Annotated in this window: 9 protein-coding genes; all 9 read right to left on the bottom strand. The window is 42.2% G+C overall.

The window, feature by feature from the left end:
* Positions 1 to 138 precede the first annotated feature (138 nt).
* Positions 139 to 2,637 (bottom strand): glycoside hydrolase family 2 TIM barrel-domain containing protein, encoded by a 2,499-nt coding sequence (locus BMX11_RS12345; RefSeq protein WP_090884678.1) that lies wholly within the window; start codon positions 2,635 to 2,637, stop codon positions 139 to 141.
* Between the two features lies 1 nt (position 2,638).
* Complete coding sequence (locus tag BMX11_RS12350) at positions 2,639 to 3,658, bottom strand: glycoside hydrolase family 43 protein (RefSeq protein WP_090884761.1); 1,020 nt, start codon at positions 3,656 to 3,658, stop codon at positions 2,639 to 2,641.
* Between the two features lie 406 nt (positions 3,659 to 4,064).
* Entirely contained in the window at positions 4,065 to 5,690 is a 1,626-nt protein-coding gene (locus BMX11_RS12355) for a RagB/SusD family nutrient uptake outer membrane protein (protein ID WP_090884680.1), read from the bottom strand.
* Positions 5,691 to 5,723: 33 nt separating this feature from the next.
* Positions 5,724 to 8,846: a SusC/RagA family TonB-linked outer membrane protein gene (locus BMX11_RS12360; RefSeq protein WP_090884682.1), complete on the bottom strand. Its 3,123-nt coding sequence runs from the start codon at positions 8,844 to 8,846 to the stop codon at positions 5,724 to 5,726.
* A 446-nt stretch (positions 8,847 to 9,292) separates the two neighbouring features.
* Positions 9,293 to 10,474 (bottom strand): DUF4998 domain-containing protein, encoded by a 1,182-nt coding sequence (locus BMX11_RS12365; protein ID WP_090884684.1) that lies wholly within the window; start codon positions 10,472 to 10,474, stop codon positions 9,293 to 9,295.
* 23 nt (positions 10,475 to 10,497) lie between these two features.
* Positions 10,498 to 11,676: a DUF5000 domain-containing lipoprotein gene (locus tag BMX11_RS12370; RefSeq protein WP_090884687.1), complete on the bottom strand. Its 1,179-nt coding sequence runs from the start codon at positions 11,674 to 11,676 to the stop codon at positions 10,498 to 10,500.
* A gap of 20 nt (positions 11,677 to 11,696) precedes the next feature.
* Positions 11,697 to 13,592 (bottom strand): RagB/SusD family nutrient uptake outer membrane protein, encoded by a 1,896-nt coding sequence (locus BMX11_RS12375; protein WP_090884690.1) that lies wholly within the window; start codon positions 13,590 to 13,592, stop codon positions 11,697 to 11,699.
* Positions 13,593 to 13,596: 4 nt separating this feature from the next.
* Entirely contained in the window at positions 13,597 to 16,800 is a 3,204-nt protein-coding gene (locus tag BMX11_RS12380; protein ID WP_090884692.1) for a SusC/RagA family TonB-linked outer membrane protein, read from the bottom strand.
* A 717-nt stretch (positions 16,801 to 17,517) separates the two neighbouring features.
* Positions 17,518 to 18,411: a helix-turn-helix domain-containing protein gene (locus BMX11_RS12385; protein WP_090884694.1), complete on the bottom strand. Its 894-nt coding sequence runs from the start codon at positions 18,409 to 18,411 to the stop codon at positions 17,518 to 17,520.
* Between the last annotated feature and the right edge of the window lie 98 nt (positions 18,412 to 18,509).

The raw sequence follows: 18,509 nt of genomic DNA on the forward strand, positions 1-18,509 counted from the left end.
AAGATCTGCTATGAAAATAAATTCAGGTCGATGATCGACCTTATCACTACTTCCATCCCCACATTGCGAAATTTGCATCTCAAAAATCAATGTTGCTGAACACTCATTTGCCCCGGAGAATATGATCCTGAGATTAATTTATAATAACTCCAACCTAAGTTCTGCTGATTTTAACCATGGAGAGGTAAAACGAACCAATACTTCTTGGGCAGGCTTGCCATTGGCCTGGATGTAAACGATCAGCTTCCCATGATAAACGCGCTGTTTATGATCTGTATAATCCCCCATGTCGGCATTGTCTCCGGCTTCCATACCAAGAAGTCTTGCTGGACCGGTAATATCACATGTAATCTCTTCATCAGAAATAAGCACAGGTATACCCTCTTCATCAACAATCTGCAGTTCCAGCTGTGCTATTCCTTTTTTAGCCTTTACCTGTAACTTATCTCCCTGTAAAACCTTAATGCCCGTGGGACGTTTACTCGTCTGTAGCTGCTGACGTACAATGATATTGTTGCCAGCATCCATACCAACGATCTCTAACTTACCTGGAGCGAAGGGTATGTCCCAGTACGTGATTCCGTGTTTTTGGTCATATTTTTTATTTTCTCCAACAACTTTTCCGTTTAACTCCAGGCGCATCTGCCGGGCATTGGTGTAGCAAACAACCCGAATTAATTGTCCATCCTGGTAATTCCAGATTGGCCAGGCATCCATAGAAGGAACCTGACTTTTATTTAGCTTCTGTTCTGATTCGAGTACAGACCATGCATCTTTGGCATTTCCTCCTTCATTAAGCGAGTAAGTGCCTAAGTAAGCCATTGGCTTATCTGACCAGAGAGATTGACGGAAGTAGCCCCGAGGTTTAATAAAACCTGCGAAATCAAGTAATCCGGAATAAAAACCACGTGAAGGCCAGCGGCCTGATTCACCCAGATAATCTATTCCCGTCCAAAGGAACTGTCCAAAAATATGTTCATTATCTTTTACCGACTTCCACGCATCAAAATCATGGCGATTTTCACTGCCAAAGATTATCCTTTTAGGATAACGTTTATGATCCTGATCATAGCGGCTTTCCGTGTAATTATATCCGGCGATATCTAACGCTGCCGAGTATGCGGTTTCGTTGGACATGGCCACCCCGGCCAACCCGGCAGTTACCGGACGGCTGGCATCATATTTTCTAACTACGGCAGCGAGCATTTTGGCTATATCCCCCAAATGCATCGCATCAGGGGCATCCTTTTTATATCCACCAAAAATCGGCTGTGTGAACCCACCTTCCCTCGCTCCGGCAAGTATGGGATGTGAATAAGGATCATTTGGATAATCCACTTCATTGCCAATACTCCAGGCAAATATGGAGAGATGGTTGCGGTCCCGTTTTACCATATCGGCAAGGTCACGTTCCCCCCACTCCCTGAAAAAATCTGATGTACCCTGAAATCCCGGAACACCAACATTCCAGCCCTGAAGCCATTTACGTTTGGGATACTCCCATTCATCAAATGCTTCATCCATGACCAGCATGCCCAGTTCATCACAAAGGTCATACAGGGATGATGCCTGAGGGTTATGACTCGTCCTGATCGCATTAACACCAAGTGATTTTAGTGTAAGCAAACGACGACGCCAAACCTCTGGATATACTTCAGCACCCAATACACCTGAATCATGGTGTAAGCATACGCCTTTGACTTTCATAGGAACGCCATTTAGCGCAAAACCTTTATCAGGATCAAAAGTGAAAGTACGGAAGCCGGTAACCAGAGTATTTTGATCTATCAGCCTATTATTTTGGGTCACTGTGGTTCGCAAGGTATAACAATCAGGGGAGGTAGTATTCCAAAGTTTGGGATTATTGATTTCCAGCTCACATTTAACCTCACTTTTGCCAGCTGAGGGAAGTGTAGATTTTAGTGTTTTCCTGGACACCACAGCTCCGCTCTGATCCAGAAGCTCCTGTAAAATAACAACCTGTGCACTTTTAGGGGAATCATTTACCAGTTCAGCATTTACATGTAAGATTCCTTTATTGCCACTGACTACCGGATAGGCATATAGCCCCCACTGCTGCAAATGGACTGCACTGGCTTTAACCAGCCAGACATCGCGGTAAATTCCTGATCCGGTGTACCAGCGCGAATCTGCATCCAGGCTATGGTCTACCCTGACGGTAATTTGATTTTGCTGGCCATACCTGAGCAAGGATGATATTTCATAGCTAAAGGAAATGTATCCATTGGGGCGTTTTCCTACAGATTGCCCATTCACAAATACCTCACTCCGGTTATAGACCCCTTCGAAATAAAGGTATATTTTTTTACCTTTATCTTCCCTGGCAATGTTTAATTGTTTACTGTACCATCCGATCCCTCCGGGGAGATAACCTGATGCGCTGGCGTATGTGGGGCTAAAAACCTGCTTCACACTCCAGTCATGCGGCAATTCTACGTTTTGCCAGGATTTATTTTCGCTATCTATTGCAGCCTTCCCATCCAGATCACCTAAATGAAACCGCCAGTTAGTATTGATCTTTTCAGCCTGCCCAAATCCGGGCTGCGCAAAAACAGCTGAACAACTGAACAGCGTTACAAAAAGCAAGAGAACGCAAGAATTAGTATTTTTTATCATTTTACTTTAGTTTAATATCTGTGGGCATCCCCCATCTGGAGGTTAAGGCTTTTAGTTCTTTTAACGAAATTGGGATTATTGTTCCATGACGTGGATGAAAATCCATAGATACCTCATGATCTATAACCTTAAATTTATCCAGGTCGCAACTCTGGCAAAACTGATATTTACCTTTGCCATAAACATCATACATTAAGATATACTCATCAGAGTTGTTAAGTTTGAACACCCCTGAACCTTCTACAGCATCAGTTGTTTGCTGCTTGTATCCCGGCTGTTCGATCCAACGCCCGGAGGTTAATGAATCCGTTATCGCCAACCTTATTCCGTTGCCGTGGCCTTCTGTTTTATAAAACAGATAGAACAGCCCGTTTTTGTTTATGATATCGCCATCAATACAGGATTTATTATTTTTTGGGCGGTACAGTACCTGTGGTTCCGATTCAAAATCATTAAACTCGCTATTGGCATAGGCATAATAAATAATATCCGGACCATCCCCATGTTGCATAGACCAGTAAACCATATACTTTTGTTTTGCCGGATCATATATCGTTTGCGGAGCCCACACGCGCTTCAGATTCTGCTGGCCCTCATAGCGTTCCTGAATATTGATAACCTTATGTTTCCAGTTCACCAAATCATCTGATTTCAGCAGTACCATAGCCCTGTTTGAATCCCATCCCTTGACAGAGGTCATATCGGTGAGTACCATATAAAATGTTTTAGCATCCTCTCCCCGCAGTATGTGAGGGTCCCTTACCCCACCGGTAGAACTAATAATTTTTGAATCGATAACAGGATGGTTATTATTCAAAGCACGGTAGTTGTACCCGTCTGTACTAATGGCAAAACATACCGCCTCATCAATTGTCGAATTTCCCTTAAAGTAGGCGAAAAGATACCCCTTAGCCTGATTATCTTCAGCAGCGGGCTCAAATTCCTGACTAAATAAAATTCCGGCAGAAGTTATCTGTAGCACAGCCAGCAGCACCATTCTGACATACAGGGCAGTGTTCATTAGTGATAGTTGTTTAATTTTAGCAGGTATATTCATTTTTTATATTTTGGCTTATCATGATAAATGGGTTTGGAAAGAATAAAAAACGCCATTCCCGAAGGAATGACGCCAAACTAACTAACCTACAAGAATCTCCTGTTTGTTTCAAGGAGGACCTTAACGTAAAGGGAATCGCAGTACTTCTGATTTTGATCTTCTCCAGAGCAAAAGTTATCATACACTTTTAAATCCCAATCCATTTCGGATTTAAAAGGTGTTTCTCCTATATTGTATGTCCTAACCCCGGTCATATAGTTGTCGGGACGAATAAATCATAGCTACATGACTATTTTAAATCCTAAACTCCCCAAATGATCTATTGGGAAATATTCTGCAGAGATAAACAAAAGTTTAACCCTGCTATCACTCAATAACCCGGGTTTTGGGTCAGGTTTTTGTTCAGGTCTCGTTCCGACTGAGGGATAGGCCAAAGCTCATTCCTGCCCACCACAAAATTTCGTTTTTTATAAATGTAATATCCATTGGTATTAACAGGGTAATCCTTATAATTGGCTGGATCGTTGGTGAGTTTCATACCAGTAAATTGCTGGTTATTCTCTGTTCCGATTATCCCCCATCTCAGACAATCAAAATACCTGATTCCTTCAAAAGCAAATTCCACACGTCGTTCCCTACGGATAATGGCCCTAAGCGCTGTAGGATCTGTAGTGGTTACTGCCGGCATCGCTACGGCAGCCCTGCCCCTCACCTTATTAATTGTTGCATCTAATAGTGCCTGGTCCACACCCGTTCCGGATTCCAGTTTAGCTTCTAAATAGCCCAGCAACACCTCTGCGTATCTGATCAAAGGAAAATTATTTCCGGTATTGTTTGTGGTTGCCACTGCAGGATCATCTTCCAGAAACTTATAAATTGCATAGCCACTCCACACCCCTGGATACTGGTTTAAACGATCTGGAAGGGTCGTTCCGGGTTTAGCGGAATACACTTTCCCCCTGAAGCTGGTGCGATCTGAAATCATAATATTAAAATCCATCCTTGGATCACGGTTATTATAAGGGTTATTTTTATCAAATAGCGGAGACTCTGCAATCGTTTTCCCGTCCTTGCATTCGTATGCTTCTACCAGTTCATTGAACGGAGAATACTGGTGCCACCCGCCCCAGGTTTCTGGGGTCAGATATTGTAGTAACGCATGGTTATAGGTGTCTCTGATATATTGCATGGCCATGATGATCTCGCGGCTCGTTTCTCCGGCATTCAGGAAAAGCTCACGATACCTGGGATCAATAGTATAATAGTTAAAATCAATAATGGCTTTATAGGTAGCGGCTGCTTCGGCCCATTTTTTCTGGGCCAGTTGCAAGCGTCCCAATATGGCCAGGGCCGAGGCGGAGGTCATATGTCCAAGCCTGTCTGCACTTACCGAGACTGGAAGTACGGCTGCTGCCGCTTTCAGTTCGGTTTCACAGAACGCCCAAACTTCTGATTTTGGTGTTCGGAATACCGAATTTGCCTCCTCTACCGTCAGGAGTTTCTGTACTAAAGGGACATCTCCGAAATATAAGGCCAGATTAAAATAATTGTATGCCCTGATAGTCTTTACTTCTCCAATCATCACCGCTTTTTGGGTAGCATCCATGGAAACCGAGCCGATATTGGCCAGGAAATTATTGCACCTGGTAATTTGTGAATAGGCCTGCGAATAATAAGACCCCACAAACCCGTAAGTTGAATTTAATGTCCCATTGGTGAAATTATCTGGAATAGACTCTTTTTCTGAACCATTTCCTGCCATCAAATCCAAATTAACCATGGATGTGGCCGCCCAGAAATTATATCCGGTGAAGCCAGCCCCACTATCATAAACGCCGTTCAAAGCAAGTGTGGCATCATTGGCCGTTTTCCAGAAAGTGGCATCAGATATGGCTGAAAGCGGCTGGGTATTTAAAAGATCTTTTTTACATCCTGCAATTACAGTAAGGAAGGTACAACCTACCACCACTGATAATCTATATATATAATTTTTCATTTTATTTAATTTAATTGTCCTAACTACATTAGATTACAATTTCACATTAATACCAAAAGTATAGATGGCCGTGAGTGGATAGAAGTTTGGAGAATCTCCTGAGCCCTGACCGTTTTCAGGGTCCCAACCTTCATAAAAATCGTTTAAGGTGAAAAGATTTTGGCCTCCCGCGAAAATTCTCAATTTTTCCAGTCCTACTTTCTTGCTCAGATTAGCAGGTATAGTATAGCCAATCTGGGCATTTTTCAGCCTCAGGAATGTTCCGGACCTGTTCCAGTAAGAGTTTCTCTGCACATTGGCGCTCCCCTGGCTCAAGTTTGTAATCCGTGGATATATTGCATTGCGGTCCGGATTTTGCACAGTCCAGGCATTTTCATATTGCCATTGCTGAACATTGCCACCGTTGTAGAGGGCATAGGCCTGATAGGAGCCCATCTGAACAGTATATCCGCCTAGACCAGAGAATAAGACCGACAAATCGATCCCTTTGTAGGCTGCGGTCAGATTCAGGCCAAAAGAGGTTTTTGGATTTGTATTGCCCAGTATTTTTCTATCGTATGTAGCATCAACCTTACCGTCAGGAACGCCATTGGGGCCACTGATATCCATAAACCTGATATTCCCAGGCGCACCACCATTCGGCTGCGATGGATAACTGGCCACATCCGCAGCATCGACAAAAAGGCCATCTGCTACAAAACCATAAATTGGATTAAGTGACTCTCCAAGAAAGAAATTGGGAATTACACTTTGAATATCACCAGCGATTTTGATTACTTTTTGATTATTGTAAGAGAAATTTGGAGATACGCCAAGATTTACCTGACCAATTTTAGTATTGTAGGTTAAACTCAGCTCAATACCCCTGTTCTGGATCGAACCTGCGTTCTGTATTGGTGCGGTAAGGCCCAGTGTAGCGGATACGGGCACCTGATAAAGAATGTCTTTGGCTGTTCTGTCATAAATATCAACGGTAGCGCTAAGTTTATTTTTGAATACTGTAAAATCAAGTCCCAGATTGGTTGTGGTTGTGGTTTCCCACTGTATACCGGTATTGACTGCAGAGGTAACTGCTGCTCCCGGCGCAATAACCCCTCCAAAATTATACCTTGGATTTGTGCTGAAATTATATTGGTATGGATAATTTAAGAGGTTCCCGTTCCTGTCCGAAATATTCGCATTACCTAAAGAACCATAAGATGCCCTGATTTTCAATTCATCTATCCAACTGATATTATCCTTGATAAAAGATTCCTCAGAAAGTCTCCAGCCTGCGGAAACCGCCGGAAAAATACCATATCTGTTGTCCGGGGCAAACCTGGAAGAACCATCGTAACGTATATTGGCCTCAAATAAATATTTACCTCCGAAATCATAATTTAAACGGGCAAAATAAGATCTGAAAGCATATTCATTCGCATTACCTGCGGTTTGCTGATTTGTGGTAGCGCCGGCATCGAGTTGATAAAGTAAATTGTTTGGGAATTTATCCCGAAATGCCCTTGAATAATTATCGCGGTGTGCTTCCTGCTGGTAACCTCCCAGGATGGAGAAATTATGTTTTCCAAAACTTTTCGTGTACTTCAACAACATGTTCAGTGTAACTTCATTTCCATCTATGTTTTCTACGTTTAAGCTATTTGGGCCAACATATGTAGTCCTATCAATGTTTATATCAGCGATATAGGTTGTATTCACGCTGGTGTAATAGTGGTACCCTGCTGTTCCGCTCAGGTTCAGTCCAGGAATAATATCCCATGAAAGCGTCGTATTTCCATAGAAATTTTTGGCCCTGAAATTATTAAAACCTTCACTGGCCAGCCACGCTTCCGGTGCATAGAAATCCTGGCGGCCATAAGTGCCATCAGATCTTAAACCGGCAATAGTATTAGGCTCACGTACAGCAAAACCAATTATCCCGCCTATTCCAGCAGCATTGGATTGAGGTTGGGTTTGAAACCGGGAAAATCCCAATATACTGGTTTTAAGATTTAAGTTATCCTTGATACGGGTATCGATATTGGCCTGGATATCATATCTCTTATTATTGGTCTCCGCAGTCAAACCATTGTGGTCACGATAACTGCCCGATAAATAATACACATTATTCCCTTCACCACCAGAAACATTAAGGTTGTGGTACTGCTGAAACCCTGATCCGGAATTTAATAAATCCTTCAGGTGGAATACATTCGGAAAGTTATCAGGATCGGTACCGCTTCTGTACTTCGCCACCACATCAGCGCTGGCACCGGTCAGTTCAGCATAAGTCCATGAATCGACGAACTGGGGCAGGCTTGTTATTTTCTCCCATCCCACATAGTTATTATAGCTGATTACAGTTTTTCCCTTTTGTCCACGTTTAGTCGTAATCAACACTACCCCATTGGCCGCCCGGTTACCATAAATAGCAGCTGATGCGGCATCCTTAAGGACAGTCATGCTGGCAATGTTATCCGGGGCTACATCATCTAGAGATCCTGCAATCCCATCAATTAATATCAAAGGACTGCTTCCTGCATTAAATGTACCTACCCCCCTGATAATTACCCTTGCGCCATCACTTCCTGGCCGGCCGCCGCCTTGCTGTACCTGTACTCCTGGCGATAAACCGGATAAGGCCTGTGATGCCTGCGTAATGGGGCGGTTATCCAGGTCTTTTGAAGACACTGTACTTACCGATCCGGTAAGGTTAACTTTTTTCTGTGTGCCATATCCTACGATAACAACTTCATCCAGTTTTTTATTGTCATCGGTAAGCTGAATATTGATTTGCGTCTGTTCACCGATAAGCACTTCTTTAGTAGTAAAACCAATGTAACTAAAAATCAGGGTACCTTTGCTGTCGGGTATGCTTAGGGTGTAGTTCCCCTGTGTATCTGTCTGGGTAGCCTTGCCGGATTCTTTATGCTTGACCACCACCCCTGGTATGGCTTTTCCACCTTGATCGGTAACCTTACCCTTAATATTGATATCCACTTTGGCATAGGTCAGGGAAGCAGACTTTTCATTAAATAGGAAAGTATTAGTATTTAGATATTTTTTTGCGGAATTGGCAACTGCCTGCTCAAAAGGGGTAGCTGAAAGTACTGTGCCAATACCAAAAAGCGTAAGCAATTTCCACCAGTTTTCTGGCGACTTTGGATTATTATTCATATTTGGTTAGTTATTAGTTTGTTTTATATAAGATTATTTCCCGGAAAGCGGATTAATCAAAAGATCTGATGAGTTTATTTTCCTTTCATAGGCCATTTTAATTTTTGGATTAAAAGTTTGGATTAACCAGGTCTGCATGCTCTGTATTTAGGGGAACAGAATCAATTTCTATTTTTAACATGGCTACACCATCTTAACATTAATCTATTCGGCTTTTCTATACTTTTGAGCTGTTAAAAAACATAATCAAATATAAAATCCGGCAGGCCAAATTAATTTGACGTATTCAGACCTGTTTTTATAATTTTCCGTCCTTTCGCCATCAATTCCTGTCCTGGATAGATAGAACATGACTATTTGACAAAAAAAGAGCGTTCCTGTTGTAAGAACGCTCTTTTCTAAATTGAAAAAATTAGAGATGTTTCTAGTCTGTAAAGAAGAATATCTTAATCTTTATACAACCGCACTTTACTAATCCTAATACTGCTTTCATGTTTAACAAACATAGTTGAAACAAAGCCAAGCGATATTTCCTGTGCCTGCGCAAGTGTAAAGGATACAGCATAATCTTTTCCATTCTGCGAATTATCCAAAAACCTGAAATTACCTATGGCCTGCGAGATATTGGCGACATCAGGCAAGGTCTTCCCTGCATCAACCACTAAATAAGTGGCTTCTAAAGTGCTGTTGATTTCAGATACTGTTGCAACAAAACGGTATTTACCAGCAGGAAGCGTGGTGGTTTGAAATATTTTACCATTTGAAATCTGGGGGGAGTACCAATATTCAAATGAGATAAAGCCACCTCCATTATAGGAATCGAATCCCCCAATTGTTTTATTGGACATATTTTTTGCTGCGGCATTAGTCGTCCATTCTGCCAGATCCCCCCACCTTCCATCCCGTTTACCCGCAATAAATGGCGCACCGGAATTTTTCAAAAGGAATTCATTAATTTTCCTGCTTACCGAAGCGCTGTAAAAGGTATCAATCGCAGTGGAATCTGGTAAAAAAAGAGTTCTGTACTGAATGTCAGTATCGGGATTACGGTCTGTCAAAACAATCTGGTTGGCGGCCTTGGTTACCCTTTTTGTACGGGAGACCCCATTGACAGTAGTATAGGTAACATCTACGCCAACAGAACCGGCATCAGAAACCCGCCAGTTAAGAATGGTGGCCCCGGTGGAAGGCTGGTATACAGCCCGTTCCAAGATACGGTTCAACAGCGATTTTTCAAAAATATCCCCATAGGTAGCACCTTGTTTAAGGGCAGCCACGGATTTATTACCATTTTTATCAAATGTAAAAACTTCGAAGGAGTAATTACCTTCCGGTAATGAAGGCACCATCACTTTGATGGTATCAATCCCTTTTCCCCTGGTAATGGCAACATCCTGATGGTTGGCTTTATTGTTCCAGTAAATTGTTGCCTTGGTAATATTGGGATCGGAAATCAGCAGAAACTTGACGAGTGCCCGGTTACGGCCTGATAGAACAGTTAATGAATCGGCTTTACCAGGATAGGTAATCTCTTTGCCGTCAGTAAGCTTTTTATAATCATCCATTTTGCTACAGGAAGCCATCAGCAAAGCAACAGCAACCATAGAATAAGCAATAATATATTTCATGTCAAAAAATATTTAGTAAAAGATCAATTATCATTTCCGAAAAAGGTCATCTCTGAAACGTGGGCAGCCAGTCCTCCTGGGCCAGCCCAGGTTTCCAAAACCTTAATTCTGATGTATCTGACCGAAGGTGCATTTAAAGGAACATTGGTTTCTTCACCACGAGCTGCCGCAGCGACATCCTCATTGGAATTAGAGCCGAGTGGCTGACCAGAAGGTTTGACTGAAACACATGAAGCCAGTTGAGTCCAGTTGGTATAACTACCGTCACTGGCCGGATTATTCGAGCCCCATATCTCATATCTTTTGGGATTTCCATGGTTGTATATCCAAACGCCTTGTCTCTGCCACAGGGTAAATCGGCTGATTTTAGCAGTGACACCCAGATCAAAGGTGACGTGAAGTGGCATGCCTACATCGGTTGTGTGCCACATGTTCCCGTCGGCTGAAATTACCTTATTCCATAAATTATTGATAGGCAGCCCCCAACCTACGGGGGCATCTGTTGGTAATGTGAGTACTTTAAATTTACTTTTATCAAGCTCCTTTTCAAAGATCGGGGTAAGCTTAGTCATTGCAGTATCGGTGCGGTTGTCCCATCTGTCGCGAATATAAACGCCGAAAATAGTTTCCTTTGACGGAAATCCCCTCGAGGAGAATACGCCATTTTTTGCCTTTGTATAAATGGTTTCACGCGTTGCAAAGTTGCCAAGGGAATCTTTATAATTTACCACTACTGCAATGTTAGCTTCTGTAGGGTTGGCAAAACTAATGTTTATCCCCCCAAAATCACTGGCCAAAACCAGGCTTCTCCTGATGGCAAAAATTGGGGGTTCCAGCGCCTTCACTTTTATGGTCACCGGTGCGGATTTGTTATCCGATTTATCTACTGCATATAGATTGAGGTTATAAACGGCAGTATCCGCAAAACCATCAACAAGAAGCGAGCGGGTGTAAGCAGATGCCTTTACGCTGATCAACTTCCCGTATTTATTGGTATACTGAGCCATGACGTACATCAGATCCTGATCAGATGGAAGGTTATAGGTTACTTTTACAGCTCCAGACATGCGTTCTACTACCGGATTTGTGATCTGTTGTGGCACTACGCTATCCTTTTCTACAGGTGCCAGCATATCTTCCTTACAACCGAGTACTGTTGCACAAAAAAGTGCCAACAATACAAACCATTTATTTTTTTTCATAACATTTAATTATTAAGTAATTACCATCCTGGGTTTTGAACTAAATTGGGGTTTACAATAGTGTTGTTTTCCTTTATTGGCCATAGATAATCACGGGGTGCAACAAATTTTTGATTGAAAAGTAATTTTGGTCTATAATATCCTGTTGCATCAGTTTGCTCTATATCCCAACCGTACACACCATTGTTAAGGGTTGAAGAGGCTTCCTTCCATCGTTTCAGGTCCCAGAAGCGGCTACCTTCGAAAGCCATTTCAATACCCCTTTCCTGATGGATAATCTGTCTCAAGCCTGCCTGATCCCTATACTTTCCGGGATTTATCGAATAAGTATCCCACGATGACTGAACGGATTGCAAACCTGCCCTTTCCCTCACCAGGTTTAAGTATTGATAAACGGCTTCAGATGGGCCACTTGCTTCATTCAATGCTTCAGCATATAAAAGATATAAATCGGATAAACGCATGATTGGCCATGGATACTGTTCTTGGGTATAACTTAAGCCGTCCTGGATAACGAACTTCCAATTCACCAGTTTTTTGCTGTAGTATCCGGTAATGGAGTAACCAAAAGCAGCCCTCCTGGACTGACCCTGTCCCGCCTTGGCCTGAACTGGCCAGGTCTTGTTTTGCATATACCATTGAGAGCCATCAAAACCCAAATCAGCATAAAAGCGCGGTTCCCTGTCAAAATGCAATGCAGCGGTGATGTAACCATTCTGCAGGTAATCCTGATCTGCACCGGTGGCTGTTTTTAAACTGTAGCGGTTAGAGAAGTCCCAGGTCTTGTCTTCCGAAATGGGAACACCATTTTTGGTATAAAATAATTCGGCGATGCGTAAAGTAGGGGCCAATTGACCGAGCGTAGATTCATTCCCGGATCTTGCCACGTCAAGTCTGGGCATAGCCTGAAGTTGTATCCCCGAACCGGTACCATTGGTAAAGCCCCAGATGAGTTCCTGGTTCCATGGCTCACAAACACTGTTTCTGATACTCATTTCCAGTTTGAGCCGATCAGATATATTGGACACCGCAGCGTTAAACTTATACAAGCGAATCCCTGCCCTTTCACAAAGATCAATGGCCTGTTTACAGGCTTCAGCCGCTCTTTGCCATTTTTGAACGCTGAAAGTGGTATTCACCAAAGCCGTACCATCTGCATTCTTTAACCCGCTGTAATCCGAATTCCCGTTAAACTGCGGGCTTGCTGCCAAAGTCAGCACCCTGGCCTTAATGGATAACGCAATCGGGCGGGTAATGTGTCCGAGTTCAGAAGAGCGGTTTTGAATGCTAATGGGCAGCTTCGTGGCGGCAGTATCCATTAAACTGGCAATATAATCCACCACTTTATCTAACGGTTCACGCTTTACCCTCACCTCTTCAGTTGTTGCTGTAATGGGCAGGTTTTTATCAATAATTGGAATCGGTCCGTACATCCGTAACAAATAAAAATGATAATAGGCTTTTAAAAACTGTACCTCACCTGCCCATATTGTCTTTTGAGAGGCATCAAGATCAGGAACCTCATTTACATGTTCAAGGAAAATATTGCAATCTCTCAATGCCCTGAAAATAGCTTTACCATCTGACTCACCATCCCAATAATTAAGTAGCGGAAAAGTAAGTGACTGGTTTCCCCGGGCGATTTGCTGTGGCCCGGAAGGCAAACGACTTAACGAGGTAATAGGCCAGTAAGTCCAAAACTCATCGCTAACCAGCATCGCTGGATTTTGGTAAATATTACTTTCCTGAGGCAAATAGGAATAACAGGTAAATAAATATTTCTCTGCCTCATTTCTATTGGTAAACGCATTATCTATGGTAGCGATATTATCTGGAACGATATCCAAAAAGTCTCTTTTGCAGGAAGTGATGAATGCGAAAACCACCAGTGCTAAAAATATGCTTATCTTTTTCATAATATTAAAATCCTATCTGTACACCAACATTGTAAACCCTCTGTACAGGGTAACCTAAACCATTACCCCCCATTTCTATATCCCAAAGCTTAAATCCACTTAAGCTTAATAAATTAGTGCCGCTAACGTAAAAACGGGCATTACTCAACCTGATCTTGTTTAGGATTTTCTTAGGTAGCGAATAACCCATTTCAGCAGATTTCAATCTCAAAAAAGAACCATTACGCATAAACCAGGTGTTGGTCTGTGCATTATTTAAGTTTGTATTGTCACTTAAGCGTGGCCATAGTGCATAAAGGTTTTGATTGTCCTCAGACCAGTAATTATCCGCATAGGCCTTTATTAATGCGTTTTGCGTTCCACCCAACGATTCTCCGGGGTAATTGTAAGGCACAAATGGTGCGGTAGCCCTGGTGTCAATCCAGAATGATGAACGGGCAGATCCCTGGAAGAAGACGGACAAATCAAAATTCTTGTAACCGGTAGAAAATCCAAAACCATAGATAATCTCCGGATCGGTAGGCAATCCTATAGGCACTTTATCCAGGTCTGTGATTTGACCATCAGCATTAACATCTCGGTACTTAATATCTCCAGCGGCATATTCACCGAAAGTCTGCCTAGGAGAATTTGCCACATCAGCCTGATCGATAAACAGGCGTTCAGCAATTAACCCATAGGTTTGACTGAGTGGCTGCCCGATTCGGGAAAGGTAGCGTTCTTTATATTCAGGTTCCTCAAACTGTAAAAATTCACTATGGGCATAAGTAAAGTTCCCGTGAAGGCGCAGCCACAACGAAGAATTGAAATTTTTGCTATAGTCTGCCGAAATATCCACACCGTTGGCTTTTGCCTTACCGGTATTGGCTTTGATCGCAGCGGCAAGTCCCATAGTGCTTGGAATAGAAGCACGGGTCATCAAGATGTTGTCCCTGGTTTCAGAGAACACATCCACCTGTAAATTAAAATCGTTAAAAAGCGTCAGCTCAGTTCCAAAATTAAACTTCTTTGCTCTTTCCCAGGTAATAAAGCGGTTATCATAACGGTTTACGGTCACCCCGGGCCGGTTGTATGCGAATTGTTCACCGAATGTAGCACCTTTGCCTGGATCAGATAAGTTAACTTCAGACAGGTAGAAGAAACGGTCTTCCGGACCACCGATAGCATCATTACCTACCAATCCGTAAGTTGCCTTCAACCTTAACTTACTCACTACAGTACTAATAGGCTTCCAGAACTTCTCATTGGATATGAGCCATCCTATACCAAAAGCGGGGAACAAGCCATATCTTTCTGATTCAAAGAAGCGCTCTGATCCATTATATCCAAAATTGACCTCAGCCAGGTAACGGCTATCATATCCATAGGTAAAACGTCCGGAAAGCCCCTGATTTCGGTAAGGCAGGGATTTCTGTAATGTTCCGTTATTGGCAAAAAGCTGCTGTCTGCGTTGGTACACCAATAATCCGGTGACATCGTGAACCTTTCCAAACTGCTTAGCGTAATTGACTGCAGCTTCCATGTAAGTGGTGGTATTGATATCTTTTGCACCTTCACTGTAATTCAGATACTCAGTGGCAAAGCCCTCGTTCAAGAGCGTTAGTCCATAGGTATTATTTAGGCTGTTATATCCACTTGCAGCATAAAAGAACGGGTTGTAATTGCGGCTCAAATCAAAGTAAGAGTAGCGAGAGGTATTGAACATCCCTCTCGCTGAGAGCCCTGGGGTAATAAAAGCGAGATCTTGTTTCACTTCAAACTGCGCATTCATCAGGGACCTTGAATAATCGCGGTATCCTTTAACTAAATCCGCATAAGGGTTAATTAGCAAACCATTGCTTGAATTACCGAACAGGATATGATTGGTCTTTGGCATCTGATCTGCCGGATAATAAGCGGGGAAGAGCACAGGATTACTCCTCATAATCTTGGTATACAACCCGCTACCGCCATCGATCGGGCCAGTGTAATCATCGAAACTACCGGACAGACGAACAATTACTTCTGTGGTTTTAGTCATGTTGATGTTGATGTTCGAGCGTAGCTGATAAGATTTAAGGTTAATGTTGCTATTGAAGTTATTGCGCTGATCAACCTTCAGTAAACCATTGTCGTTATTGTAGGTGCCTGCAATATAGTAGCGGGCTATTTTCCCCCCTCCATTGGTACTAAAATTCATCCGCTGGTTATTGGTCCTGTCTTTTAATAGCATTTGCCGCCAGTCATTAGCGGGATATATATACGGATTGGCCCCAAGCGCCGTCTGATCGATCTTATTTTGTGCATAGGGAAGTACACCTAAGGGATTCCGGGTGATTACGGCCTCATTGGCCAGTTTCATGTAGGTAACCGGATCTGCAAATTCCAGGTTTCTGGTGTTCTGGGAAGTAGAGTTTTCAAAACGTACCTGAATCTTGGCCTTACCTTCCTCGCCTGACTTGGTCACAATCAGGATTACACCATTTGCCCCCCTGGCACCATAAAGTGAAGTAGCTGTTGCATCTTTCATGATGGAAAAGCTGGCAATGTCATCTGGCTGCATCCTGGCCAGATCAGTAGCGGTCACTTCAATCCCATCGATCATAATCAAGGGATCTCTTTTATACCCAAAGGTAGTTACCCCGCGGATAAAGAACGATGCATTGTCCTGTCCGGGTTCACCGCTTCGCTGATAGGCTATCACTCCAGCCAGTTTACCGGCCAGCGCTGTGGTTAGGTTACTGGAGGGCACTTTAAGCTCCTTTGGATTGATGGTAGTGATGGCACTGATCATACTGGATTTCTTTTGTGTTCCAAAAGCTACCACGGCAACCTCATCAAGGTTATTAAGCGATTCCAATACCACGTTGATGTTGCTTTCCCCTTTTATTTCTATTTCTTTGGTTTTATATCCTACCATACTGAAAATCAATGTTCCGTTGGCAGGTACTTTAAGGCTATATTTACCATTGTTATCCGCCTGTGCTCCAACCTTGGAAAACTTAAGGGTAACTGTTGCGCCGGGAAGTGGTCCATCGGCATCCTTTATCGTTCCTTTAACTATTATCTCATCCTGAAAGGGTGGCGGATAATTAAAAGTGCTTTCATAACCTGTGCCGGAAAAAGATAATTTTGGATAGAAGAATCCAAGGATAACAAGTGGGATACATATTTTTTTGATTCCTGCTGCGCCCCACGATTGAAAAAAGGAGGCTAAACGTCGCTTCATAGCGACATACTTAATTAAAGTACTCACGTTCATTTAGTTTATATTTGGTTATTTGCCGAGTTTTTAATTATCAAAATGTTCCATTTGCGGATAGTTTTTCCTTTGGAAACACCTTTTAGGCTGAAGAGCATTCCGGCAACAATTGCATCTTCAAAATTTTGAAATCAAGCTCAAAACCCTGCCATATCTGGATCATAATTTATCCATATCATATACCAAGACCGGTAATTTTTAATGGAATCAGCATAGGAGAAAAATTGGATTCATTTTTTAAGGTTTTAGGGTAAAACAATGTCAATACAAGTCCTGTCAACTGCCTAATTAGCGTTGGATAATAGTTTCTAAGAAGAATGATTATTGGATTGCTGCCTGGTTCTGCAGAAGATTAGGGTAAATCTTATTTGTCCATAGTAACTGAATTTATTTGGTTATACATATTATGTTCAGGTTATTTTAAAAATATAATCGGCTGCACACTTCTGCAGTGATAATCAGGCATTTCATTGCCTGCGGTCAACTTACTGCAATCATTGAATTGTTTATCTGGTTAGTGCGAACTACATGGGTAAGTGATCGCAATCAAATTTAATCTTCCAGACAAAAAATTACTTTATGATAATCAGACCATTTTTTACATTTTTCCGGCTTTTATGAACCGTTATTTCTTTCATGGATAACCAATATTCATCAAAAATGGGAAATGAAGGGATGGTTCTGCTAATCGATCAGATTCAGCGTTTTATTCTGTAACCTGTAAGCACCGGGAGTTAGGCCTGTCATCTTTTTAAAAACTCTTGAAAAATAGTGTACGTTATCAAAACCTGTAAGTTCTGCTATTTCTTCCTGCTGCTTTTTAGTGGTTATAATCAGGTACTGGGCACGTTCAATTCTTTTCTGAAGGATATAATTTACAGGACTTTGCCCGGTATAGCGGTGGAAGAGCCTCGAAAAATAATCCGTGCTTAAATTCGCGCGGGCTGCCAGCTGGCTAATTTTCAATGGAGTTTTGATATTGATCTGAATATGTCCGATAGCATCCATAACCGTTGACGGCTTAACAACCGATCTATCTTTGATGAACAGTTCCGGTTTAAGAAATTTTGAAATCAACTGCAAAATAATCCCCTGAGTTTCATATTGTGCCGAAATACTCTGAAGGTTATTCAGCTCGGTATATTCTTTATAGTATACATCTTTCTCATATACCAAAGGATCATTGGACCTGTTAATCCCCCTCCCAGGATTGATAGCGATCAATCGTTTAAAATTGGCAACATCATTTTCGTTAGCCTTTACCTCCAGGCTTTTCCTGCAATTTGAGAAAAGGGACACGCTATCTACTGAATCTTCAAAAAACTGAACGAAATACTGGCTCAAAAAATGATCACAATACAGGTTACATAAGGTAAAGCTTGGGATTAAGTACAGATAACCTGGACGTAAGGTGATTGAACCATCTGGTCCGGATACACTCCCCTCACCGGCATCAATATAATACAGTCTGTAATACGGACTGATTACATTCCTAAAATTCCACTTATCACCGAGTTTAACATAATCGACGTTCAATAACTGAAAGGAATGTTTGATGAGCCTTTTATTCTTTGTCATACTGCCTCTGCGCTGTTTAATTTGGTATAATAAGTAAAATATTAAATGATGACCCTGGTCTTTCAACCGACCTGTGGACCAGCTTACTTTTAATTAGA

It is taken from the genome of Pedobacter rhizosphaerae, assembly GCF_900111155.1.
GTDB classification, from domain to species: domain Bacteria; phylum Bacteroidota; class Bacteroidia; order Sphingobacteriales; family Sphingobacteriaceae; genus Pedobacter; species Pedobacter rhizosphaerae.

Coding starts and splice junctions, on each gene's coding strand:
- BMX11_RS12345 (WP_090884678.1), bottom strand. CDS start 2,637: ATGATAAAAAATACTAATTCTTGCGTTCTCTTGCTTTTTGTAACGCTG.
- BMX11_RS12350 (WP_090884761.1), bottom strand. CDS start 3,658: ATGAACACTGCCCTGTATGTCAGAATGGTGCTGCTGGCTGTGCTACAG.
- BMX11_RS12355 (WP_090884680.1), bottom strand. CDS start 5,690: ATGAAAAATTATATATATAGATTATCAGTGGTGGTAGGTTGTACCTTC.
- BMX11_RS12360 (WP_090884682.1), bottom strand. CDS start 8,846: ATGAATAATAATCCAAAGTCGCCAGAAAACTGGTGGAAATTGCTTACG.
- BMX11_RS12365 (WP_090884684.1), bottom strand. CDS start 10,474: ATGAAATATATTATTGCTTATTCTATGGTTGCTGTTGCTTTGCTGATG.
- BMX11_RS12370 (WP_090884687.1), bottom strand. CDS start 11,676: ATGAAAAAAAATAAATGGTTTGTATTGTTGGCACTTTTTTGTGCAACA.
- BMX11_RS12375 (WP_090884690.1), bottom strand. CDS start 13,592: ATGAAAAAGATAAGCATATTTTTAGCACTGGTGGTTTTCGCATTCATC.
- BMX11_RS12380 (WP_090884692.1), bottom strand. CDS start 16,800: ATGAAGCGACGTTTAGCCTCCTTTTTTCAATCGTGGGGCGCAGCAGGA.
- BMX11_RS12385 (WP_090884694.1), bottom strand. CDS start 18,411: ATGACAAAGAATAAAAGGCTCATCAAACATTCCTTTCAGTTATTGAAC.